Source organism: Pseudomonas sp. KBN12P06040 (genome assembly GCF_037574965.1).
Lineage (GTDB): Bacteria > Pseudomonadota > Gammaproteobacteria > Pseudomonadales > Pseudomonadaceae > Pseudomonas > Pseudomonas aeruginosa.
On record NZ_JBBELS010000001.1, the window covers coordinates 6,115,807 to 6,139,387 of the forward strand.

Annotated in this window: 22 protein-coding genes; 10 read left to right on the top strand and 12 right to left on the bottom strand. The window is 65.5% G+C overall.

Translation table 11 applies throughout. From position 1 onward, the window contains the following. Positions 1-25: 25 nt before the first annotated feature. From VQ067_RS28745 to algZ, 4 genes are all read right to left on the bottom strand, one after another. Positions 26-781: a uroporphyrinogen-III synthase gene (locus VQ067_RS28745; RefSeq protein WP_003114032.1), complete on the bottom strand. Its 756-nt coding sequence runs from the start codon at positions 779-781 to the stop codon at positions 26-28. Beyond that, positions 778-1,719, bottom strand: coding sequence for a hydroxymethylbilane synthase (gene hemC / locus VQ067_RS28750; RefSeq protein ID WP_009314496.1), 942 nt, complete (start codon positions 1,717-1,719; stop codon positions 778-780). Before hemC ends, VQ067_RS28745 begins: the two co-directional genes overlap by 4 nt. 108 nt (positions 1,720-1,827) lie before the next feature. After that, on the bottom strand, positions 1,828-2,574 hold the full coding sequence (gene algR, locus VQ067_RS28755) for an alginate biosynthesis regulator AlgR (RefSeq protein ID WP_003096397.1): 747 nt from the start codon (positions 2,572-2,574) through the stop codon (positions 1,828-1,830). Positions 2,575-2,578: 4 nt separating this feature from the next. Beyond that, the gene (gene algZ / locus VQ067_RS28760) at positions 2,579-3,655 is read right to left on the bottom strand and encodes an alginate biosynthesis two-component system sensor histidine kinase AlgZ (protein WP_003096404.1); all 1,077 of its coding nucleotides are present in this window, start codon (positions 3,653-3,655) and stop codon (positions 2,579-2,581) included. 224 nt (positions 3,656-3,879) lie between these two features. Between algZ and argH the strand changes: the two genes are divergently transcribed. Beyond that, entirely contained in the window at positions 3,880-5,274 is a 1,395-nt protein-coding gene (gene argH / locus VQ067_RS28765; RefSeq protein WP_033953682.1) for an argininosuccinate lyase, read from the top strand. A 143-nt stretch (positions 5,275-5,417) separates the two neighbouring features. Here the strand turns inward: argH and VQ067_RS28770 are convergent, their stop codons facing one another. From VQ067_RS28770 to VQ067_RS28790, 5 genes are all read right to left on the bottom strand, one after another. Further along, complete coding sequence (locus tag VQ067_RS28770; RefSeq protein WP_019485038.1) at positions 5,418-6,041, bottom strand: hypothetical protein; 624 nt, start codon at positions 6,039-6,041, stop codon at positions 5,418-5,420. 578 nt (positions 6,042-6,619) lie between these two features. Next, entirely contained in the window at positions 6,620-9,889 is a 3,270-nt protein-coding gene (locus tag VQ067_RS28775) for a hypothetical protein (RefSeq protein WP_003096407.1), read from the bottom strand. Continuing rightward, positions 9,886-11,961 (bottom strand): type VI secretion system Vgr family protein, encoded by a 2,076-nt coding sequence (locus VQ067_RS28780; protein ID WP_023096313.1) that lies wholly within the window; start codon positions 11,959-11,961, stop codon positions 9,886-9,888. The genes VQ067_RS28775 and VQ067_RS28780 overlap by 4 nt, the downstream gene beginning before the upstream one ends. A 199-nt stretch (positions 11,962-12,160) precedes the next feature. Next, positions 12,161-12,679, bottom strand: coding sequence for an Hcp family type VI secretion system effector (locus VQ067_RS28785; protein WP_003083317.1), 519 nt, complete (start codon positions 12,677-12,679; stop codon positions 12,161-12,163). Positions 12,680-12,971: 292 nt separating this feature from the next. Next, a complete protein-coding gene (locus tag VQ067_RS28790; protein ID WP_003096411.1) occupies positions 12,972-13,952 on the bottom strand; it encodes a magnesium transporter CorA family protein in 981 nt (326 codons plus the stop codon). A 101-nt stretch (positions 13,953-14,053) separates the two neighbouring features. Between VQ067_RS28790 and VQ067_RS28795 the strand changes: the two genes are divergently transcribed. The 5 genes from VQ067_RS28795 (at position 14,054) to VQ067_RS28815 (ending at position 19,245) form a co-directional block, all read left to right on the top strand. After that, on the top strand, positions 14,054-14,329 hold the full coding sequence (locus VQ067_RS28795; RefSeq protein ID WP_003114340.1) for a hypothetical protein: 276 nt from the start codon (positions 14,054-14,056) through the stop codon (positions 14,327-14,329). A 132-nt stretch (positions 14,330-14,461) separates the two neighbouring features. Further along, a complete protein-coding gene (locus VQ067_RS28800) occupies positions 14,462-15,229 on the top strand; it encodes a substrate-binding periplasmic protein (RefSeq protein ID WP_003096415.1) in 768 nt (255 codons plus the stop codon). Between the two features lie 42 nt (positions 15,230-15,271). Next, positions 15,272-15,505 carry a TIGR02647 family protein gene (locus VQ067_RS28805; protein ID WP_003096418.1) on the top strand — a complete coding sequence of 78 codons (234 nt, stop codon included), beginning with the start codon at positions 15,272-15,274 and terminating at the stop codon, positions 15,503-15,505. Between the two features lie 148 nt (positions 15,506-15,653). Further along, positions 15,654-18,506 (top strand): class I adenylate cyclase, encoded by a 2,853-nt coding sequence (locus VQ067_RS28810; RefSeq protein ID WP_340080951.1) that lies wholly within the window; start codon positions 15,654-15,656, stop codon positions 18,504-18,506. A 40-nt stretch (positions 18,507-18,546) separates the two neighbouring features. After that, entirely contained in the window at positions 18,547-19,245 is a 699-nt protein-coding gene (locus VQ067_RS28815) for a glycine-rich domain-containing protein (protein ID WP_003096422.1), read from the top strand. Between the two features lie 43 nt (positions 19,246-19,288). On the opposite strand, the gene rnk is transcribed toward VQ067_RS28815, so the two are convergent. The 3 genes from rnk to cyaY all read right to left on the bottom strand — a co-directional run bounded on the left by rnk (position 19,289) and on the right by cyaY (position 20,351). Continuing rightward, the gene (rnk, locus tag VQ067_RS28820; RefSeq protein WP_003096424.1) at positions 19,289-19,693 is read right to left on the bottom strand and encodes a nucleoside diphosphate kinase regulator; all 405 of its coding nucleotides are present in this window, start codon (positions 19,691-19,693) and stop codon (positions 19,289-19,291) included. Positions 19,694-19,828: 135 nt separating this feature from the next. Continuing rightward, positions 19,829-20,038, bottom strand: a complete 210-nt coding sequence (locus VQ067_RS28825; RefSeq protein ID WP_003161172.1) for a DUF1289 domain-containing protein — start codon at positions 20,036-20,038, stop codon at positions 19,829-19,831. Further along, positions 20,016-20,351 carry an iron donor protein CyaY gene (gene cyaY, locus VQ067_RS28830; protein ID WP_003121284.1) on the bottom strand — a complete coding sequence of 112 codons (336 nt, stop codon included), beginning with the start codon at positions 20,349-20,351 and terminating at the stop codon, positions 20,016-20,018. Before cyaY ends, VQ067_RS28825 begins: the two co-directional genes overlap by 23 nt. A gap of 253 nt (positions 20,352-20,604) precedes the next feature. Here cyaY and lptM point away from each other — a divergent pair, with 253 nt between their 5' ends. Genes lptM through VQ067_RS28850 form a run of 4 tightly spaced genes read left to right on the top strand, consistent with a single transcriptional unit; the run spans position 20,605 to position 23,576 of the window. Next, positions 20,605-20,745, top strand: coding sequence for an LPS translocon maturation chaperone LptM (lptM, locus tag VQ067_RS28835; RefSeq protein WP_003096430.1), 141 nt, complete (start codon positions 20,605-20,607; stop codon positions 20,743-20,745). 10 nt (positions 20,746-20,755) lie between these two features. Further along, complete coding sequence (gene lysA, locus VQ067_RS28840) at positions 20,756-22,003, top strand: diaminopimelate decarboxylase (protein ID WP_033989490.1); 1,248 nt, start codon at positions 20,756-20,758, stop codon at positions 22,001-22,003. A 10-nt stretch (positions 22,004-22,013) separates the two neighbouring features. Then, a complete protein-coding gene (dapF, locus tag VQ067_RS28845; RefSeq protein WP_003098223.1) occupies positions 22,014-22,844 on the top strand; it encodes a diaminopimelate epimerase in 831 nt (276 codons plus the stop codon). A gap of 30 nt (positions 22,845-22,874) precedes the next feature. Further along, complete coding sequence (locus tag VQ067_RS28850; RefSeq protein ID WP_003096433.1) at positions 22,875-23,576, top strand: DUF484 family protein; 702 nt, start codon at positions 22,875-22,877, stop codon at positions 23,574-23,576. Positions 23,577-23,581 lie beyond the last annotated feature (5 nt).

Below are 23,581 nucleotides of genomic sequence, written 5' to 3' on the forward strand. Positions count from 1 at the left end.
GGTCCATCCTTTGGTCAAGAAAGTTCTAGGCGGCGCTCGTCAGGGCCGCCAGCAAGGCCGGCGCGCTCGCGCCCCGGCAATCAATCACCCGTTGCGCACCCAGTTCGCGCGCCATCTCGGCGACCCGCGGGCTGGGTACGAACAGCGGCAACCGGCCTATCTCGGGCCAATCGGCTGCCGCCAACTGATACAGATTTTGCAAACCCTGTCCACTGCTGACCACCAGGCCGTTCAGGCGTTCCGCCCGCACCCTTGCCAGCAGCTCTCCGGCCGGATAGTCCGGAGCCCGGCGCCGGTAGAGTGGCAGGTAGTCCACCTGCACGCCTTGGCCGCGCAGGCGCTCGGCGAGGAATTCTCGGCCACCTTCGCCGCGCATGATCAGCACTTTCGGATCGTGCACGCGCAGGGAATCCTGGAACGCCGGCAGCGCCAGCAACGCTTCGCTGTCGTCGCCCTGTTCAGGGTAGGTTACGTCGAGGCCGTAGGCCTCGAGGATCGCCGCGGTCGCCGCGCCGACGCTGCACCAGGTCTGCTGCGGCGGCTGCGGCCAGTAGCGGTCGAGCCGCTCCAGCCCCAGGCGCGCCGCCGGCTTGCTGACCACCACCACCGCGCAGTAGCGGTCCAGGTCGAGCATCAGCGTACGCTGCTCCGGGGTTTCTTCCAGCGGATCGATCGCCAACAGCGGCAAGCTGCTGCTATGGACGCCCGCCTCGCCGAGGCTGGCGGCCAGGGCCGCGCACTCCTCGTCGGGACGCGTCAGCAGGAGCCGCCAGCCGCTCACGGATGTCCGGCCTCGCCGTAGACGGCTTCGAGAATCGCTTCGGCGCCCTGCTCCAGCAGGTCCTCGGCCACCCGCACGCCCAGCGCCTCGGCTTCCGCCAGTGGCGCCCGCCCCTCGGCGCGCAGCAACTGGGTGCCATCAGGCTGGCCGACCAGGCCGCGCAGCCACAGCTGGTCGCCCTCGCGGATGGCGTAGCAGGCGATCGGCACCTGGCAACCGCCGTTGAGCCGCTTGTTCAGCGCGCGCTCGGCAGTGACCCGCAGAGCCGTGTCGGTATGGTGCAAGGGTTCCAGCAAGGCATGCAGGGCGCTGTCGGCCGTACGGCATTCGATGCCGACGGCGCCTTGTCCGCCGGCGGGCAGGCTGTCGTCGACACTGATCGAGGAGCGGATGCGCGACTCGAAGCCGAGGCGGATCAGGCCGGCGGCGGCGAGGATGATCGCGTCGTATTCGCCGGCATCCAGCTTGGCCAGGCGGGTATTGACGTTGCCCCGCAGGAAACGGATCTGCAGGTCCGGCCGGCGCGCCAGCAGCTGCGCCTGGCGGCGCAGGCTGGAGGTGCCGACCACGCTGCCGGCTGGCAGTTGCTCGAGGCTGGCGTAGGTGTTCGAGACGAAAGCGTCACGCGGGTCTTCGCGCTCGCAGATGGTGTAGAGGCCGAGCCCCTCGGGAAAGTCCATCGGCACGTCCTTCATCGAATGCACCGCGATGTCGGCGGCGCCTTCGAGCAGGGCGGTTTCCAGTTCCTTGACGAACAGGCCCTTGCCGCCGATCTTCGCCAGCGGTGCGTCGAGCAGCTTGTCGCCGCGACTGGTCATCGGCAGCAGGGTGACGGTCAAGCCGGGATGCGCCTGTTCCAGGCGCGCCTTGACGTATTCGGCCTGCCACAAGGCGAGGGCGCTCTGGCGAGTGGCGATGCAGATTTCGCGGGACGACATGGGATATTCCGTGCACAGGGATGCGCCCATGATAACAGTTCGAACCCGAGTGCGCGGACGCTGGGCCCGATAGCCGCACCCGGGTCGCTGGCGAACCGCCGACCGCCGTCAGAGCTGATGCATCAGACGCCTGACCCCGGCCACGTGCCGCCGGCTGACGGTCAGCGCATCGCCGTCGAGGCCTTTCAGGTAGAGCTGGAAATGCCCCAGCGGCGTACGCTGCAGGCGTTCGATCCGTTCGCGGGCGACCAGCGCGTTGCGGTGGATGCGCACGAAGCGCTCGCCGAACTCGTCTTCCAGCGCCTTCAACGGCTCGTCCAGCAGCACCTCGCCCTGCGCATGGCGCAAGGTCACGTACTTGTGGTCGGCAATGAAGAAGATCACCTCTTCCAGCGGGATCAGCTCGATCCCCTTGCGGGTCCGCGCACTGATGTGGCTGCGCGGACCGCTGCCGCCGGAGGCCGGGGGCTTGGTCAGCGCGGCCAGTTGCACGCGGTTCGGTCGCGAGGCTTTCTTCAACGCCTCGGCCAGGTCTTCGCTGCGCACCGGCTTGACCAGGTAGCCCACGGCGCTGACCTGGAAGGCTTCCAGGGCGAATTCGTCATGGGCCGTGCAGAAGATCACAGCCGGCGGCGCTTCCCGCTCGCAGAGTCTGGCCGCGACCTGGAGGCCGTCCAGACCGGGCATGCGGATATCCAGCAGGACGATATCGGGCTTGAGGCTGTCGATCAGCGTCAGCGCTTCTTCGCCATTGCTGGCCGAGGGCTCGAGGACGCGATAGCCGTCCAGTTGCCCTACCAATCGGGCCAGGCGCTCTCGCGCCAGAGGTTCGTCATCGACAATCAGGACATTCATAAGCTCAGGCTTCCTGCATGAGTCGCGCACATGGATAGCGTAGACAGGTGTAGTGCCGTCCGTCACGGCGCTCGACGCTGAGACTCGCTTTAGGCCCGAAAAGTGCCCCAAGTCGTGCATCGATATTGTGTAACGCCTGTCGCGTGCCTTTCGACGGGGGCGACTCGAGCGCCTCGTCGTAGGGGTTGCTCACACATAGCTGGAACACTCCTTCACGATAAACCGCCTCGACCTGCACCAGGCCACCTTCGACCCGCGGCTGGATGCCATAGATAAGCGCATTTTCCAGCAGCGGCTGCAAGGTCAGTTGGGGGATCGGCAGGTTGGCCGGCACCCCGTGCACCTGCCAGTCCAGTTGCAGGCGATCGCCAAGACGATACTGCTCAATGGAAAGATAGCGCCTTGCCAGCGCCAGTTCCTCCTCCCAGGAAACTAAAGTGCCGGGCTTCGCCAGGCTGGCCCGGAACAGGTCGGACAGGTCCAGCACCGCATGCTCGGCCTTCAGCGGGTCCAGCTCGATCAGGCTGGCGATGCTGTTCAGGCTGTTGAACAGGAAGTGCGGGCGAATCCGCGCCTGCAGCGATTCCAGGCGCGCCTGCAACTCGGCCTGCTGCTGCCGGCGCCACTGGCTCTGCAGGTAAAAGTAGCGCAGCACCAGGGCGGACATGATCAGCGCGATCAGCGCGTGCCGCAGATACAGATTGACCTCGCCGGCACGCGTCAGTTCTCCGCCCAGTTGATAGTGCTCGGCGACCGCCGTGCAGCCCAGGGTGAGGGCCACCACCAACAGGCAGCAGGCACTCCCCGCCAGCGCCACCGGCAGGCGCGCGAGCAATGGCCGCAGGCGGCAGAACAGCGCCGCCGAGAGCAGTACGATCCACTGCACGAACAGCGACGCCAGGGCCAGGCGCACCCAGTTGAAGCTCGGCGTCATCGGCTCCGCCAGCACCAGCACCAGCACCAGCAGCTCCGCCAGCAGCACCAGGGTGAACAGGGCTTCGGCTTCGCAGAGCTCGGGAATGAAGAAGTCGTCTTGGACGGCCGGCCGGGTCGAGCGGCCGGGCTTGAATCGGATAGGCATCGACAGAGTTTCCGCAAGGCCCGGGGCGCCCGCAAGACAGCCGCGGGCGTACGGGCGAAATAAAGCACCGAAATGCCATCTGCCGCAAAAAACCGCGAAACAGCGCTCGTTCCGGCTTCGTCGACGAGCCGCCGGTTTTTCCTCCCGGCCTGCTATCATCGTCGCACTTTGCCCGTCACGCAGGCCGCGCGGCCTGTCCGTTTCTTGTTGCAGCGAGAGATACCATGAGCGTAGAGAAGACCAACCAGTCCTGGGGCGGCCGCTTCAGCGAGCCCGTCGACGCCTTCGTCGCCCGTTTCACCGCCTCCGTCGACTTCGACAAGCGTCTCTACCGCCACGACATCATGGGTTCCATCGCCCACGCCACGATGCTGGCCAAGGTCGGCGTGCTGAGCGACGCCGAGCGCGATGCGATCATCGACGGCCTGCAACAGATCCAGGCGGAAATCGAAGCCGGCAGCTTCGACTGGCGCGTCGACCTGGAAGACGTGCACATGAACATCGAGGCGCGCCTGACCGACCGCATCGGCGTCACCGGCAAGAAGCTCCACACCGGCCGCTCGCGCAACGACCAGGTGGCCACCGACATCCGCCTCTGGCTACGCGACGAGATCGACACCATCCTCGCCGAGATCACCCGCCTGCAGGAGGGCCTGCTGGGCCTGGCCGAAGCGGAAGCCGACACCATCATGCCCGGTTTCACCCACCTGCAGACCGCCCAGCCGGTGACCTTCGGCCACCACCTGCTGGCCTGGTTCGAGATGCTCAGCCGCGACTACGAGCGCCTGGTCGACTGCCGCAAGCGGGTCAACCGCATGCCGCTCGGCTCGGCGGCCCTGGCCGGCACCACCTACCCGATCCAGCGCGAGATCACCTGCCAGTTGCTGGGCTTCGACGCGGTTGGCGGTAACTCCCTGGACGGCGTCTCCGACCGCGACTTCGCCATCGAATTCTGCGCCACCGCCAGCCTGGCGATGATGCACCTGTCGCGCTTCTCGGAAGAGCTGGTGCTGTGGACCAGCGCGCAGTTCCAGTTCATCGACCTGCCCGACCGCTTCTGCACCGGCTCCTCGATCATGCCGCAGAAGAAGAACCCCGACGTGCCGGAGCTGGTACGCGGCAAGTCCGGCCGGGTGTTCGGCGCCCTCACCGGCTTGCTGACCCTGATGAAGGGCCAACCGCTGGCCTACAACAAGGACAACCAGGAAGACAAGGAACCGCTGTTCGACGCCGCCGACACCCTGCGCGACAGCCTGCGCGCCTTCGCCGACATGGTCCCGGCGATCCGGCCCCGGCGCGAGATCATGCGCGAGGCGGCACGCCGCGGTTTCTCCACCGCCACCGACCTGGCCGACTACCTGGTGCGCAAGGGCCTGCCGTTCCGCGACTGCCACGAGATCGTCGGCCACGCAGTGAAGTACGGCGTAGACAGCGGCAAGGACCTCGCCGAGATGAGCCTCGACGAACTGCGCCGCTTCAGCGAGCAGATCGACGCCGACGTCTTCGACGTGCTGACCCTGGAAGGCTCGGTCAACGCCCGCGACCATATCGGCGGCACCGCGCCGAACCAGGTCCGTGCCGCCGTCACCCGCGGCAGAAAACTGCTGGCACAGCGCTGAAGTCGCGCCCAGTGCCCGGCAGACCTCCCTGTCCTACCCGAGACTTGATCGCACGGCGGGACAGGAACGCCCTTGTAGGTCGACAGCCACTCTAGTGAAAGTCCTTCTTCGCTAACCGGTCGCAATGGCGGAATAACTCAGCATCAGTGCTCATCATTGAAATCATCGGCCCTGGGCGTGGCAAAAATGCCCTTGGCTTCCTGGCGCCGGTAATAGGCTTCGATGCTTAGCCCGGGATCGATGCGCGCCCTGACGATGCAGGGCTGCTGTTGCCAGGGATACCCATGCAGGCGTCGGTCCAGCTCCTTGCGCTCCTTGGCTGGCCAGCCCTGGTAGGTGCGCTTGCGCCAGTAATGGGGATCGCGTCCGGTATGCCGATCATGCTCGGCGGTGACCGGATCTAAGGGGCGGCTCGGCTCCAGGACCGGCAGGTCGGGCAACGGCTGGGTCACGTCCATGTAGCGTTGCAGGCAGTCCCAGAAGGCCAGGGCATTGGCCTTGTCGAGACCGAGGGAGTGGACGCGGGTGGCCAGACAGACCTTGTTGTCGGTATAGCGGTGATGCAGCCAGAGCGCATAGTCGTGGCTGCCGTAGCCACTGGGGAGCAATTGCAGCACCGGATCGAACTCGTCGAAGGGAGCGACGAACAGGCGGCGAAAGCGACGCTTGAAGCGGAGCATGCCGTCCAGGCGATTGAATTCACTGCCATCGTGCTTGAAGACTTTGCTGTAGAGCCAAAGGATGGCGTTGAAACCGACTGCACCCATAAAATAAGTAGATACGCCTATCCAAATTGCTATTTGCAAACCATTGGTTCCAAATATTGTTCCATACTGGTACAAAGCCAATGGGATTGAGAATAAAAAACCCGAAATCTGAATAACGTGAAGATACTTTTTATTCGAAAGAAAGGTGACCATGGATATTACTGAAACAGCCACCACAAAGAATGAGCAAACCAAGGTGTAGAGTTGCTGCATGTCCCTCCTCCACTCTCCGGTGGCTTCTCCCATGATGCCAACCCCCAAAGCAATCCATACAAAAAAATAGCACAGCATCCTAAGCGTGAATATTATATAAGGAATTCTGCTGGAATTCTGAAACTGCCAACGCATAGAGTTGCAATATGCCTTAGCACCTCCAACCTCTGACTTATCCTCAGTCCCGATCGAAAGCTGCCCTACAATCTCCATTTCCGGATCTAGATTGGCGTAGTTCCCAAAGGCAAGATGGGTGTCAAAAATACCATTACGGTTAGACTCCTCCTTCCACCTTGGCGGCGGTAAAGAGTCGTTGACTTCACTGCGATAAGCACTGGCTGAGTACGTGGCATCCATGTGTACGGTCATACGTTGAACTCACTGTTCTCTATCAACCAATAAGGTGGCGCAGCATGTGGGCCCAAGTCATCCGGGGGAAGGTACCGATTGGCGGATGTGAATGCACTCCAACTCTTCGGGCTGGGTTGAGGCAGGACAAGCCGCTCCTCAGGCTGGTCGGCATTGAGTTCGAACTGTGCGCTGATCTTCAAACCCTGGGTCATGCGCACGCTATAGCGGGCCCGAGGAGACAACTGCGGAATCGGTAGGCTGGCCGGCAGCACGTAGAGCACGCTGGCAGCATCCAACGGCAAGGCTTCGAGCTTGGCGGGGCCCGCGGGGACCCGATGGTAGCGCTTGACGCCGAACAGGGTGCCCGGATCGATCGGCAAGCTGCTGAGAAACTCCTGGGCCACCAGGCGGAACGCCTGCTGGCCATTCTCGAACATGGCCAGGAGCGGGGAACTCAGCACCACGGCCCAATCGTTTGCCTCCAGCGCCTGCAACTTGGGGTCGATGCAGGATAGCGCAGTGCGGCTGACCGCTTGGCGACCCCGTTCCGCTTCCTGCAAGACAGATCGATGCGCCGCCGGCGCCAATTTGCGCCAGTCTTCCAGGCGATGGACAAAGACCCGCGGATGGCCGAGGACTCCCAGCAATTGGCGATAGGCCGTTTGCGGGTCTTTCAGATGGACGAAGCGCTGGTCCTGGCCCATCAGCGAATCGAGCAGGCCAGCCTCGGCGAATTGCCGGCCGAAGGGGCCTTTCTTGACGATGGTTTCCGCATCGCTGTCAGTCAGTAGATTAGCGACCACAGTGCCTCCGATCGCCAAAACCGCACCAGCCAGCAAAGCATAAGGGTTTACTATCCATCCTAGGACGTAGGCACCCCACAGGCCCCCACCCACTGCGGCCACACCGTAGGCTGCAGCCGCATCGCTATCTCCCTGCCTCAAAGCTCGGTAGCCATCCCATACACTGATGCCTGCACCAAATAGTGTGGCTGCGCCACCAAGCCCACGTAGCAACCCTAACTTAGGGCTGCCGGTTTGAACTTCTAGATTCCTGGCCCACCGAGGGGATATTTGGGCTACCGATATACGTGGGGTTTCTAGATACTTTGCAGTAGATGGTCCGAAAAGCAGCTTTGCATGGCTTCCTCCAGCGGCTGTTAAATCGATTACTGCACCGACAGCCCCGATCGTTCCTCTGTGCTTTTCTCCACTGTCTATAAAGCCACTGTGTGCCTGCACCTGCACATTCAAGTTATAAATCGCAAACCCCAGCATCATCGTCGGCACGATGCGAGTGTTCTCCATCACCTGGGTCAACGTGCCTAACTGCGTACGGAATTTCGTGTAGGCAAGCAGGTCCGGGTGATCCTTGGGTACCGCCACCACCATGACGTTGCGCAGGTTGGCGCGACTCATGCCGGTGCCGCGGGGACTGGTGCCGGCCAGGGGATTGCCGGCACCGTCCTGGACGATGGCGCGCCGATAGCTCTTGCGCCTCAGTTCCTGGCGCTCGACCTCGGTCAGACCGTTGCGCAGGCCGGCTCCGCGCACGCCGACGACAACCATGTCGAGCGGTACCTGACCGTCGGGCAGCAGGCGGATACCTTTCATCTTCACCGAGAGGGCGCTGAGAGTATTGAAGGTCGGTGCGAACAAGCGGTCGAGCTGGATCTGGGTGGCGCCCTGGGACAGCCGGCCGAGTTGCTCGACTACGCTGGCGCCGAACACGTCCAGCAGGTCGCCGAGGAAGTAGGCGAGGCTCTTGCCGGCGCTGGGCTGGTCGACCTCGCCCAGCAGACTGGCTCCCAGCATCAGCGTGCTGAGGCCCATCGCGTCGGGGTCCGGTGTCCGTGGGCTATCGCGCAACGCCTGCAGGCGCCGAACCGGCTCGGGAAGTTGTCCTTCGTCCTTGGCCAGGAGCATGGCACCAAGCGGGTGGCTGGCCTGCAGAACCGTGCTGACCACCCGCTCGACATGGGCCGCCAGCGCCCGGTAGGCGGTACCGCTGTACAGTGCGTCGCAGCGGTCGGGAAGCTGGTTCAGCGCAGCCAGTGCCTCGCTCATCAGGCTGTAGGGCTCCAGCAGGGCTTCGTCGCACTGGTGGGTCCAGTCCTGCAACACCGGGTGCAAGGGGCCTTCAAGCAGGGCGACCAGATGCTCGACCTGATGCGTCAGGTGGATCCGGCAAGACTGTCGCTCCTCGGCGAAGATCGCCTCGTCCAGTTCGGCCTGATCGACCTCGCCCCTGAGCTTGGCGAGCGGGCCGTCGAGCATGTTGCTCAGCACCTGTGCATAGCGTCCGTTGGGACGGTGCGGCAGCAGTGCATTGAGGCTGCGCAAGTAGGCAGCGCAGTGGCGCGCCTGCGCCGCAGCGTGGCGCAAGGCGAACAGCGAGTCGTCGAGCATCAGCCCGATGAGGTTGGGATGGCCACGCAGCTTGAGGGTTTCCAGTACGTCCTCTCCGGCCTCCAGAGTAGGTAGCGCAGAGGGCGGAGCCTGCTTCAGCAGGGGCGCCAATTCCTGCTGGCGTCGCTGCAACTGGCACACCAGCGACTCTTCGCGAAAGGCGGCGAACGCAGGTGTGAATTCCGCCGGGTCTTCCAGCGCGCTCTCGACGTTGAAGTCGCGAGGTCGCAAACCCTGGGCGTGATGATCAATGACCAGCGCGGGATGATGGATGGAGGCTTTCCAGTGCTGGTTGGCCACCGAGGCGTTCCAAGCGGACGCCATCTGCTGGCAGCGCCGGTTGACCCGCTGCGGGTCCTCCTCCAGCCAGTCGATGTACGACCAAGGCCAGGGAGTTTCGCTATAGGCCATGGTGTAGCGTGGGATCACGAACTGCCCCTTGACCAGCACCGGCACCAGGATCAGCGCTTGTGTCTTGCCTACGGCCGGACGCTTGTCCGCACGCTGGCTGCGCCCCTGCAGGAGGTCGACTTCAAACAGGTTGCCCTTGCCATCACACTCCAGTTCGCGCCACAGCTTGCCGTCCTGGAACAGGTAGATCCGTCCCGCCCGCGGTAGCGCGCCGGCGGGCAGCTGGTCGCCATAACCGGCCTTACCCAGCGTTGGCAGGCGGACCAGCGGCATCACGGCCAGGAAGGTGTTCTGCTGGATACGCTCGTGCTCCTCATGGCCGAGCATATCGCTGGCCACCGGAATCTGCAGGATACCGCCGTCCTGTCGCTCGACGTTCAATGCCAGTCGTGCACGCCGATCGTTCTGGTAGGCGGTGCGCTTGCGCACGCCTTCGTCGATACTCTGGTCCTGGAATCCGCTCATGCCTCGCTCTCCGGTGGCAACAGTACGACCTGGCTTCCTTGCGCCGGGTCTCCCCAGACATCGACGATCAATTGTTCCGGCCCCTTCCGCTCGGGACGGCTACGCGCCGGGTTGTCCAGTACCTGGCCCGCTGTCGCCGCATCCGCGTCGAGCGGCGGCCCCGGCAACAGCGGCGCCGCGCCGCTGCCGTTGCCCGGGCTGCCGCCGGAGTTGACCCGGACGTTGGCCCCGGAGAGGGTCACGCCGCTGGCGTCGAGCTTGAGGAAGCTGCCACCGCCCTTCAGGGTCAGTTCGGCGCCGGCCTCCAGCACCACCTTCAGGCCGCTGCTCAGGTGGATCTCCTGGCCGGCCTCGACAAACTGGCCGCTGGCGATCTTCAGGTGCTGGTCGTTGGCTACGGTGAGGTGGTCGCTGGCGCGGACCTCCACCTTGCGCTCGGCGTGGGTGGTGCGGTGTTCCTCGGCCTTGAACTCGCTGTAGCTGTTCGCCTCCACGGTGTCGTGGCGTTGGTGACCGACGCGGATCTTCTGGTCGTGCTCGATGTTTTCGTCCCAGTCGCGCTGGGCATGGACGAAGATCTGCTCCTGGCCCTTGCGGTCCTCGATGCGCAGCTCGTTGTAGCCACCGCCGCCAGGGCTGCTGAGGCTCTTGAAGACGCTGCGGGTCTTGTGCGCCGGCAGTTCGTAGGGCACCGGATGTTCCCTGTGGAACAGGCAGCCGGTGACCAGCGGCTGGTCGGGGTCGCCTTCGAGGAAGGTCACCAGCACCTCCATGCCGACCCGCGGGATGGCGATGGCGCCGTAGTTCCTTCCCGCCCAGCCGGAGGCAACGCGTAACCAGCAACTGCTGCTGTCGTCGGCCTGGCCCTCGCGATCCCAGTGGAATTGCACCTTCACCCGACCGTAGCGGTCGCAGTGGATTTCCTCGCCCTTCGGACCGGTCACCACCGCGCTCTGCGTGCCGAGGATGCGCGGCTTCGGCGGTGTCAGCGGAGGACGGAAGAACGCCTCCCAGGGCGTGGCCTGGAAGCGGTTGCGGTAACCCTGCCGGAAGTCGTCCGGGCTCGCCGAGGTGTCGGAGACGATGCTTTCTTCCAGCACCTGCGGCTGCCGCCCCTCGTGAATCACCTCGGTGAGCAGCCAGAGGTCGTTCCAGCCCGCCTGGGGATGGGCGGCCAGCGGCAGGAAGTGGCCGCTGAGCAGCAACGGTTGGTCGCTGCGGCCCTCGGCCAGGCGGTAGTCGCTGCGCTGCCGTTCGAGGGCACGCCTGGCCAGGTGCTTGCCGCGCTCGCGGTCGACGAAGCGACCGGGATAGTCGTAGTCCTCGAGGTCCGGCCGGGCTTCGCCGCGGGCGGCGCTTTCCAGCGTCAGGCGCGGTTTCTCGAAGTCGTAGTCGCGGCGGGTGACGCGGCTGGTGCGGGTTTCCAGGCGTACGCCGAAGCGCTTGACCGCCGGCCGGTCGGCGACCAGGCCGGAGTCCTGCTGGTAGGCCACCGGCGCGAGCCGCGGGAACACCGTCTGGTCGTCGCCGAACACCAGCAGGTGCGCCGTGGCGCTGTGCTGGAAATGAAAGTGGATGCCCTCCTCGCAGCACAGGCGCTGGACGAACTGCAGGTCGCTCTCGTCGTACTGCACGCAGTATTCGCGCTCGGGGTAGCGGGTGCCGAGCTGGAAGCGGTAGGCGTCGGCGAGGATGCCGTGTTCCTCCAGCACCCGGCCGACGATCTGCGGCACCGTGAGATGCTGGAAGATGCGCTGGTTGGTGCGTTGGGCGAGGTAGGCCAGTTGCGGGACGAGGGTGATGCGGTAGCGGGTCAGGCGCTTGCCCGAGTCGCCCTGTCCGGCGCTGCGCACCAGGCCGTGGATACCGTTGCCGGCGGGCCCGAGGGTAAGGAAGGCGGGTTTGTGCAGCAGGCTTTCGAGGTCCGGCACGGGGCGTTCGCCGACCAGCTCCAGGTCGAAGGCGAACGGCTGGCTGATGGCTTCGCGGCCGCTGAAGGAGAGCACCTGCAGGTCGAGGGCGAGGCCGTCGATGGCGAGGCTGAAATGGGTCTGGTTGGCTGCTGCGAACATCCGTTGTCCCTCACTGGCGCAGGCGACCGATTCGATTGTCCTGCCTGGCGCGGGCGAGACAAGGGCGCGCAGGCTCGATCGGAAGCTGCCTACAACAAACAAAGCGGCATCGACCCGGCGCGGGCTTTCCTGGCCACGGCGCTATGGGTCATCGAGGGCACGACGGCCAGCGAGGCTGGCCGCGTGCGGCGGCCGCGGCTCAGCCGGCGACCGGGGAGCGCCAGTCGTCGGAGCCGGAGGTGCCGGAGACTTCGTGGGTCCAGGTGATCTTGCGGTAGGTGAAGTGCACGTCTTCCAGGTGGGTGAAGTGGGCGTTGCCCGGGTCCTGGCAGTTGTGCATGTAGTCCTTGATGTCGACAATGATCGCGTCTTCCAGGACGGTGGTGTAGTAGTGCTCCTGGGTGCCGGCGGCGGAGGTGCGGTACCACTGGATCTCGACCTTGGTCAGGCGCTCGCCGGAGGTCAGGGCGGCCAGCAGCAGCGGCGAGGCCTTGTCGAAGACCTTGGTGATGACCACCGGCTTGTGCACGCGCTGGCCGGTCGGCTGGCCGGACTGCGGGTCGCGCGGGATGATCACTTCGTGGTTGAAGCCCTGGACCATCACCTGGTCCTCGTGGCCTTCCTGGTAGGTGTTGCCGACCGAATCCTCGGTGAAGGCGCCGGCGGTGATCAGGCCCTGCTTGGTGCCGGTGATGGACATATAGGCGGGTGTTGCCATGGATGCATTCCTTGTCAGTGGTAGCCGGGACGACATGTCCTGGTGCGGCAGCTACCCAACAAGCTTCGTGCCAATAAAATATTTACCTTTTAAATCAATTTGTTGAAGACTTTCCCGGCCCGCACGAACGTTTTTCCCCGGGTTTATCCCGAAAAAGTGAGCAAGTTGTTGCACAGTGCTATGCAAGAACTTGCTCACTTCATCGAAGACCCCGCCAGACCTTGGCCCCGGCGTTGTATCCACAGCTTTTCCCGAAGTTATCCAGCAAAAAGTTGCACACCTGCCGAGTGCCTCAGAGCCAGTTCTTGAACTTGAACCAGAGGTACGGAAGGATCGCCGATACCACCATCATCCCCAGCGCCATCGGATAGCCGATGGACCAGTCCAGCTCGGGCATGTCCTTGAAGTTCATGCCGTAGACCGTGCCCACCAGGGTCGGCGGCAGGAACAGTACGGCAGCGATGGAGAACACCTTGATGATGCTGTTCTGCTCGATGTTGATCAGGCCAAGGGTCGCGTCGAGGAGGAAGTTGATCTCGGTGGACATCTTCGCCAGGTACTCGTCCAGCGAGCGCACGTCGCGCTCCACGGTCTTCGCCAGCACCTTGGCCGGCTCGGAAAGCCAGCCGTTGCAACCCTGGCGGAAATAGCTGTTCATCCGATTGATGCTGAGCAGGCTGTCGTTGAGCTTGGACAGCAGCGAGCTGCTGCGCCCGAGGTGCTTGATGATCTGCTGCAGGTCGGTCTTCGGCTTGCGGGTCTGGGCGGTGGACTCGGCGAAGATCTCCCGCGACATGCTGCTCAGTTGCCCCTGTACGGCCTCCAACACGTCGGCGATGCGGTCCACCAGGCTGTCCATCATCAGGGCGAACAACTGGGTGCTGCTGCGGTTGGCGTCGAGCTGGCGGATGCAACGGTTCTCGAACTCGCGGAACGAACGCAGGTCGGCGTAGCGCACGGTAATCAGCCATTTCTCGCTGAGTACGAAGGTCACTTCCTCTGTGCTCGGCCGGTGCTCGGTGATCCCGCCGACCACCGAAGTGGTCATGTAGAGGACGTTGCCGTCCTCGTAGAAGCGCGACGAATCCTCGATCTCGGCCATCTCCTCGCGGGTCGGGATGTTCACCTGCAGGTGGGATTCGAGCAGGCGCTCCTCTTCGGGGGTCGGGTGATGCAGGTCGATCCACAGGGTGCCCGGCGGCAACCCCCGCTGGGCATCGTCGTGCTGGCGTCGCTCCAGGCGGTCGCCGGAAAGGATGTAATAGGTGATCATGTCGGGTATCGCTACCTTCGCGGCCATCCGTTGGCCAAGCAGGGTGGACAACTTCCCGCCGCCGCACAAGCGGTACTTTGCGCCAGAACGAGGAACGCCCGATGAGCGAACAGGACGACAACCAGGAAGACGGCTTCGCCGAGGAAAAACTGATCCAGGCCATCGAGAACCAGATCGAAAGCGAGAATCCGCCGGCGGCGCGCGCCGTGTTCAACAAGCTGACCCTGGTCGGCTACGAGCGCGACGAGGCACTGGGCATGATGGCCTACGTGCTGGCCCACGAGATCAACGCCATGCTCGCCGCCGACCGCGCTTTCGACAGCGCCGGCTACGAGCATGCGCTGCGTGCCCTGCCGACGTTGCCGGACGACGAATGAGCGGAGCCGGGCCGACTGGTGCCGGCGAATGCCCCTCGTATCCATACGGTTTTGTTTCGCCAAACGCCTGCCGCTCTGGTAGAAAGGTGGCGCCCACTCTCCGTGCCACCTGCTTTCGCGGAGCGATACCGGATGCGATCCTGGTTCCACTTCCTGCCCATCTGCCTGCTGCTGGCCCTTTCCGGCCCGGCAGCGGCCGTCCCGACAGAACCCCTGGTGCTCGGCGCCGAAGACGACTGGTATCCCTATACCGCCTACAAGGACGGCCGCATCCAGGGCATGAGCGCGGACATCGTGCGGGCCGCCTTCAGGGCTGCGGACACGCCGGTCCAGCTCAATCCCTACCCCTACTCCCGCTGCATGAAGCTGGCCCTGAAAGGCTTGATCGCCGGCTGCTTCAACACCTCGCCGAACCCGCACATCCTCGCCGACTACCGTCTGCCCCGGCATCCGTTGTTTCGCGCGGAGATCCAGCTCTGGGCGCGACGCGACGAAGCGCGGCCGGTGAATGCGGAGCAGGCGCTGAGCGGACGGAAAGTCGCGGTGACCCTCGGCTATGAATACGGCGACGGCTTCGATCGCCGCCACGACCTGGTGCGCATCCCGGTGCGCAAGGACTACTACGGTTTCCTCATGCTCCAGCGAGGCCGCGTCGACTACGCCCTGGCCTACCGCAATACGGCTCGCCAGTTGTTCAGCGAACATCCCGAACTGGAAGGCCAGTTCCAGCCGGTGGCCACGGTCCACCGCCCGGAGCTGTACCTGTCGTTCTCGCGCCGCCACCCGCAGGCCGAGCATCTGCTCGAACGCTTCGACCTCGGCATGCAGCGCATCCTCGCCAGCGGCGAGTACCAGAAGATCCTCGACGGCTGGAGCCAGGCCGCCGACGCTACGCCCTAGTCCAACTACACTCACCGGTGCTCAACACCGTAAGGAGCCGACATGGCCTTCACTCCCGAGCTGATCGACGAACTGGAACTGCTGGCGCTCTTCAACCTGAACAACACCCAGGAAGGACTCAAGGTCCATCACACCGCCGACGGCAAGGCCGTCGCCGCCGCCCGACGCCTGCACGACAAGGGGCTGATCGACCAGCCCGACGGCGGCTACCTGACCAGTCTCGGGCTGGACGCCGCGGAGCAGGCACAGGGCCTGCTGACCATCCTCAAGGGTTGACGGAAGCGGCCATCGCGACCTGCTCCCGACAGGCCGCGACGGTTGCCCCGGTTCGCGGTGCGGCGCTCAAGCCGCCGCGCTTCCGGGCGATACAATGGCATGACCGGAGCCAGGCACGGCGCCTGGCCTTGCCTGTGCCCGGACGCCCATGAACCGACACCCCGCACTCAGCCTTGATCTCGACGATGGCATCGACCGCAAGGTCCTCGGCCAGTTGCGCCAACGCTTCCTGGCGGTCAATGCCGGTCGCCTGCAACGCGCCCGGCAGGCGTTGTCCAGCCGCCAGGAGCGGGTCCTGCGCCTGCTACCGCTGCTGTTCCACATCAACCATCCGCTGCTGCTGGGCTACCTGTCGGCCAGCACGCCAGCGGGCCTGAGCGGTTTCGAAGCGGACGACGAAGTACTCGCCGAAGCCCAGCGCCTGGCCCGCTCGTTTGTCTACAAGCCACGCAGGCAAGAACCCGCACAGCAGCCGATCCACGGCCTGTTCCTGATGGGCAGCCTGGGGAGCCTGGCCCAGGAGGAACAGAGCGATCTCGACCTCTGGGTCTGCCATGCCCCAGAACTGGAGCCCGGCGCGCGCCAGGAGCTGCGCCGCAAGTGCGCGTTGATCGAGGACTGGGCGCGCAGCCAGGGCAGCGAGGTGCACTGTTTCCTGATCGACGTCGCCCGCTTCGGCCAGGACGAACGCGAAGACCGGAAGGAGCCCGGCGGCGACGGCAATACCCAGCACTTCCTGCTGCTCGACGAGTTCTACCGCAGCGCGATCTGGCTCGGCGGACGCACCCCTCTGTGGTGGCTGGTGCCGCCGGCCCATGAACGGCGCTACGACGAATACTGCCGGACCCTGCTCGGCAAACGCTTCATCCGCGCCGAAGAGGTGCTCGACCTCGGCCACCTGGCGCACATCCCCGCCCGGGAGTTCATCGGCGCCGGCCTCTGGCAGTTGTCCAAGGCCATCGATTCGCCCTACAAGTCGCTGCTCAAGCTGCTGCTCACCGAGGCCTACGCCAGCGAGCACCCGCGGGTCCGCTGCGTCGCCCTGCGCCTCAAGGAGCAGGTATTCGCCGGCCAGCTCGATCTCGACGAACTGGACCCCTACGTCCTGGTCTATCGCCATCTCGAACGCTACCTGCGGGAACAGCAGGCGCCGGAACGCCTGGAACTCGTGCGGCGCTGCCTGTACCTCAAGGTCGGGCGCAAGCTCGGCGGTCGCCAGCGCCAGGCGCAGAAGGGCTGGCAGCACCTGTCGATGGAGCGGCTCGTCGCGGAATGGCAATGGGAGCCTCGCCGCTTGGCCCTGCTCGACAGCCGCAGCCAGTGGAAGATGCGCCAGGTGATGGAAGAGCGTCGCACGGTGGTCAACGAACTGACCTACAGCTACCGCCTGCTGTTCCAGATCGCCCGCCAGCAAGGCGCTGACAGCGGCATCGACAGCCGCGACCTGGGCCTGCTCGGACGCCGCCTGTATGCAGCCTTCGAGCGCAAGGCAGGCAAGGTGGAGAACATCAACCCGGGGATCGCCCCGGATCTCGGCGAAGACGTCCTGACCCTGGTCCAGCTGCCCGCCGACGACGACCGCGAGCAGGCGCAGTGGGCGATCTTCCCCGGTGCCCTGGGCGCTCACCAGTGGCCTGACTACGCGCCGCTGAAACGCAGCCTCAGGCTGGTCGAGCTGCTCGCCTGGTGCCATCGCAACGGCGTCATCGACAGCGCCACCCGGCTGTCCCTGCATCCCGGCCAGAGCGACCTCGGCGATGCCGAACTGGACAATCTCCTGGGCAGCCTGCGGCAGTTCCTGCCGGTCCCCCTGGCGACCGTGGACGACGCCGACCTGCTGCAACCGCGTCGGCTCAAGAGCGTCCTGCTGCTGGTCAACGTCGGTGTCGACCCGCTGCGCCACCACAGCCAGATGAACCTGCACATGGCTACCGGGCGTACCGACGTGCTCGGTTATGCCGGGGTGCGCGACAACCTGGTGCTGACCCTCGACCAGCTCAGCCTCAACAGCTGGAACGAACTGACGGTGCGCCATTACGCAGGCCCCCAGGCGCTGCCCGAGTGCCTTGCCGAGTTCCTCGACGCCGTCCGCGAAAAGCCCGGAAGCCCGCCGCAGCCGCCCGAACTGATGGTGCGCTGCTTCTGTCGCAACCGGGCCGCCGCCATCGCCGTGCGGGTCGAAGAGCTGTTCCGCGAGACCTACGGGCAACTGCTTGGCGGCCAGCCGAGCCGCTACCTGCTGCAGATCCGCCAGCAGTACCACCTGCTGGAAATGTCGCCGGAAGCGGTCAGCCACGAGAGCCTGCCCGACCTGCCGAGCCTGCTCCAGCACCTGGGCCGCGAGCGCGATGGCTACAGCGCCCTGAAGCTGGATCGCCACGCCCTGGAAGGCGAGGACCTCGGGCTGATCCTGTCCATGGGGCGGCCGGACTGCATCCAGGTGTTCTACCGGCGCGACTTCGACAGCGCCGAGATCAGCCTGCTCGACGAACGCAACGCGCTCTGGCGCCAGCGCCAGGCGTTGCGTGACGAACGCAGCCTGCTCGCACCGCTGCAGCGCTTCCTGCAATCGCTGCTGTACCGGCGCAACGCCCTGTCGCTGGCGGAACAGGTGCCGGCCTCGCTGGATATCCGCTACTACGAGTTGCTCTCCAACGACGGCAGATTGCACGTCGAGCCTCGCGAAGCGCCGGAGGCCCTGGCCGGACCCGCGTTGTACGAGCTACAGGCGCTACTCGAACGCGGCGAACGCAAGCGCGTGCAGGTCACCCTGTACTGCGACCACCAGGAGTTTTCCGAACTGGAGTACGGCGCCGGCCTGTTCAAGGCGGTCGCCCGGCATATCCTGGCGCATCGCGCGGAAAGCGAACCCTACCCCTGCTACCTGACCGACCTCGACCTGTCGCGGCTGTTCGCCGACGAACAGCCGCAAACGCTGCACTATCTGCGTTATAAAAGCGTCCTGGAAACGGCGCTGAACCAGGCGCTGCTGGAACAATGACCCAGCGCCGCACCGCGCGGGGCTCGACAAGGACGTACGGATGGCACTCCTCGGTATTACCCTGCTCGCTGGCGCCGCATTCGTGGGCGGCTATCTCTACCGCCGCGGCCTGGATCGCCGGCGCTACCGCTTCATCCAGCAATTCCGCCTGCCGCCGCGGGTCGCCCAGGCGGTCCGCGAGCGCTATCCGCAGCTCAGCGAGGAACAGGTCCAACGGGTGCTCGGCGGCCTGCGCGAATACCTGCTGCTATGCCGCGCCGCCGGCAAGCGGATGGTCGCGATGCCGTCCCAGGTGGTGGATGTCGCCTGGCACGAGTTGATCCTGCATACCCGGCTCTACCAGCACGTCTGCCGCAAGGGACTCGGGCGCTTCCTCCACCATACGCCGGCGCAGGCGATGCGCAGCCCCCGACAGGCCCAGGAAGGCATTCGGCGCGCCTGGAAGCTGGCTTGTCGCCGCGAAGGCATCGACCCCCAGAACCCCACGCGCCTACCGCTGCTGTTCGCTCTCGACACGGAACTGGCGATCGCCGACGGCTTCCGCTACACCCTGAACTGCGCGCAGCGGCAAGACGGCGGCGCAGCGGTGTATTGCGCCAGCCATATCGGTTGCAGCAGCGGCTGCGCCAGCGATAGCGGCAGTACCTTCGGTTCGGACGGACAGGATTCGCGCCACGGCTGCGGCGGCGATAGCGGTGGGGACGGCGGCAGCGGTTGCGGGGGCGGTGGGGGCGACTGAGGGTCGCGAAGCCCGTCGCCGGCAGGCGACGGGCGAAAACCGATCAGCGCGCGTAGTCGCCGGCGGCTTCCGGCTGGTATTCGATTTCCAGCAGGGTCAGCTTCAGCGTCTTGCCGCTCGGCGCCGGCCAGTCGATGGTCTGGCCGATGGTCAGGCCCAGCAGCGCGGTGCCCACCGGCGCGAGGATCGAGACCTTGCCTTCGCCGGCCACGTCTTCGGGATAGACCAGGGTCAAGGTGTACTCCTTGCCGCTGCTTTCCTCGCGGCAACGCACGGTGGAGTTCATGGTCACGACGCCCGGCGGAATCTCGTCATGCCCCACCACCTGGGCGCGCGACAGTTCGGCCTCCAGCGCCTCGGCGGCGGGTCCGAATTCGTCCAGGCCATCCAGCAGGCGCTCCAGGCGCTGCAGGTCCAGACGAGTGATGGTGATCGGCGGCGTGCTCATGATCGCAGGCGTGCTCCTTGGTCCGGTTCGGTTGATCGATGAAAAGCAGGAATCGCAAAAAAGCAAAAACCCCGCCCGAAGGCGGGGTTTTCCCGGACACTAACACAGTCGCAGGAATTAGCAACATCCCCCCTATCAGGAGAGACGGCCCGCCAGCGACTGGCGTCGAGCGGCCTGTGACCTGATCTGCAAGCGGCGGGAATCGTCGGCCTTGCCCCACTCGCGGATTTCCGCCAGGGAACGTCCGCAGCCGACGCAAACGTCCGCATCGTCGAGGCAGCACAGGCGCCGGCAAGGCGAGGCCACCGCCGGCGGCGAAGCCTCAGAGGCCGGGGAACTCGACATCCTCGCCCCCCTGCTCCAGGGTCGCCCGGTTGAGCAGCGCGCCCAGCGGTTCCTGGCTGCCATCGTGGCGCCAGAGACCGCTGGCCTCGTCGTAATCGAAGTGGAAGCCGCCCGACTTCGCCGCCACCCACAGCTGGCGCAACGGCGCCTGGCGGCTGAGGATCAGCTGCGAGCCGTTCTCGAAGCGTACGGTGAGCACGCCGCCGGCGTTCTCCAGGTCGAGATCCAGGTCGCTGTCATCGAAGGCGTCTTCCACCTGCTGCTGGAGCGCATCGACCAGGTCGTGGAAACGCGCTTCATTCATCGTACTCATGCATTGCCTCGGCATTCGCTAACGGGAAAAAAGGCGGGCGACTACCTTCGTCTTGCCCTATTCCGACAATTCTACGCTGGTATTGCCGTAGTCCGCGCTGTTTTGCCGCGACGCTCGCGGAAAACGCCGGCGCCCCCTCTGCCTCAGGCCATTCCCCTGCAAGCCCCGGCACACCTGATCCGGCTCGCATAGGCAAGGCGCCGGGGGGTCGGTATACTCCGGAACAATTCACGTTTTCTACAAGGATTCCGTCATGAAGCGGCTGTTCCTGTCCTTCGTCGCGCTCGCCCTCCTCGCCGGCTCCATCGCCGCCTGCGGCCAGAAAGGCCCGCTGTACCTGCCGGACGACGAAAAAGCCAAGAAAGAACACAGCAAAGACCGCTACGGTTTCTGAGAGAGCGCCCATGGACACATTCAGTTACCGCGACGGTGAGCTGTTCGCGGAAGGGGTGGCGCTTTCCCGCATCGCCGAGCGTTTCGGCACGCCCACCTACGTCTACTCCCGCGCGCACATCGAGGCCCAGTACCGCGCCTATGCCGACGCCCTCGCCGGCATGCCGCACCTGGTCTGCTTCGCGGTCAAGGCCAACTCCAACCTCGGGGTGCTGAATGTGCTGGCGCGCCTCGGCGCCGGTTTCGACATCGTTTCCCGCGGTGAGCTGGAGCGTGTCCTGGCCGCCGGCGGCGATCCGGCCAAGGTGGTGTTCTCCGGCGTCGGCAAGACCCGCGACGACATGCGCCGCGCCCTGGAAGTCGGTGTGCACTGCTTCAACGTCGAGTCCGGCGAAGAGCTGGAGCGCCTGCAACGGGTGGCCGCGGAACTCGGCGTGAAAGCGCCGGTGTCGCTGCGGGTCAACCCGGACGTGGATGCCCAGACCCACCCCTATATCTCCACCGGCCTGAAAGAGAACAAGTTCGGCATCGCCATCGACGAGGCCGAGGCGGTCTACGCCCGCGCCGCCGAGCTTGACCACCTGGAGGTGATCGGCGTCGACTGCCACATCGGCTCGCAATTGACCCAGCTGGAGCCCTTCCTCGACGCCCTCGAGCGCCTGCTCGGGCTGGTCGACCGCCTGGCCGGCAAAGGCATCGGCATTCGCCACCTGGACCTCGGCGGCGGCCTCGGGGTGCGCTACCGCGACGAACAGCCGCCGCTGGCCGGCGACTACATCCGCGCCATCCGCGAGCGCCTGCATGGCCGCGACCTGACCCTGGTGTTCGAGCCGGGCCGGTCCATCGTCGCTAACGCCGGCGTGCTGCTGACCCGCGTCGAGTACCTCAAGCACACCGAGCTCAAGGATTTCGCCATCGTCGACGCGGCGATGAACGACCTGATCCGCCCGGCTCTCTACCAGGCCTGGATGGACGTGCAGGCGGTACGCCCGCGCGATGCCGTGCCGCGCCGCTACGACCTGGTCGGGCCGATCTGCGAGACCGGCGACTTCCTCGCCAAGGATCGCGACCTGGCGCTCGCCGAAGGCGACCTCCTGGCGGTGCGCTCGGCCGGCGCCTACGGCTTCGTCATGAGCTCGAACTACAACACCCGCGGTCGCGCCGCCGAGGTGCTGGTGGATGGCGAGCAGACCCACGAGGTCCGTCGCCGCGAGACCGTCCAAGAGCTCTACGCCGGCGAAAGCCTGCTGCCGCAGTGAGGCCCAGACCATGCTTTTGCGCTTCACCAAGATGCATGGCCTGGGCAACGACTTCATGGTCCTCGACCTGGTCAGCCAGCACGCCCATGTGCAGCCCAAGCACGTCAAGCTCTGGGGCGACCGCAACACCGGGGTCGGCTTCGACCAGTTGCTGATCGTCGAAGCCCCGAGCAGCCCCGACGTCGACTTCCGCTACCGGATTTTCAACGCCGACGGCTCCGAGGTCGAGCAGTGCGGCAACGGCGCCCGCTGCTTCGCCCGCTTCGTTCAGGACAAGCGCCTGACGGTGAAGAAGAGCATCCGCGTAGAAACCAAGGGCGGCATCATCGAGCTGAATATCCGCCCGGACGGCCAGGTCACGGTGGACATGGGTCCGCCGCGCCTGGCCCCGGCCGAGATACCGTTCCAGGCCGAGCGCGAAGCCTTGTCCTATGAGATAGAGGTGAATGGCCAGCGCGTCGAACTGGCCGCGGTATCCATGGGCAATCCCCATGGCGTGCTGCGCGTCGAGAACGTCGACAGCGCACCGGTACACAGCCTCGGTCCGCAACTGGAAGTCCATCCGCGCTTCCCGAAGAAGGCCAACATCGGCTTCCTCCAGGTGCTCGATCCGCACCATGCGCGCCTGCGCGTCTGGGAGCGCGGCGTCGGCGAGACCCAGGCCTGCGGCACCGGCGCCTGCGCCGCAGCGGTTGCCGGGATTCGCCAGGGCTGGCTGCAATCGCCGGTGCAGATCGACCTCCCCGGCGGCCGCCTGCACATCGAGTGGGCAGGTCCCGGCCAGCCCGTTATGATGACCGGGCCTGCCGTCCGCGTGTATGAAGGCCAGGTCCGCCTGTAAGGGCCGTCGCCCGCGATAACCGAGACGCTTATGACCGAGAAAAGCCAGGAACCGACAGCAGCGCTGGACGCCGAGCAGGTGGCCGCCTATCTGAGCCAGCACCCGGAGTTCTTCGTCGAGCATGACGAGCTGATCCCCGAGTTGCGCATCCCGCACCAGCCCGGCGACGCCGTGTCGCTGGTGGAGCGCCAGGTACGCCTGCTGCGCGAGCGCAACATCGAGATGCGCCACCGGCTCTCGCAACTGATGGACGTGGCCCGCGAGAACGACCGCCTGTTCGACAAGACCCGCCGCCTGGTCCTCGACCTGCTCGACGCCACCAGCCTGGAAGACGTGGTCAGTACCGTCGAGGACAGCCTGCGCCACGAGTTCCAGGTGCCCTACGTGAGCCTGATCCTGTTCAGCGACAGTAGCGTCTCGGTGGGCCGCTCGGTGAGCAGCGCGGAGGCGCACCAGGCCATCGGCGGCCTGCTCTCCGGCGGCAAGACCGTCTGCGGCGTGCTGCGTCCACACGAACTGGCGTTCCTCTTCGGCGAGAGCGACCGCGACGAGATCGGCTCCGCAGCGGTGGTCTCCCTGAGTTTCCAGGGCCTGCACGGCGTGCTCGCCATCGGCAGTCCCGATCCGCAGCATTACAAGAGTTCCCTCGGCACCCTGTTCCTCGGCTATGTCGCCGAGGTCCTGGCCCGCGTGCTGCCGCGCTTCTCCTCGCCGCTGCGCTCGGTCCGCTGAGCGCG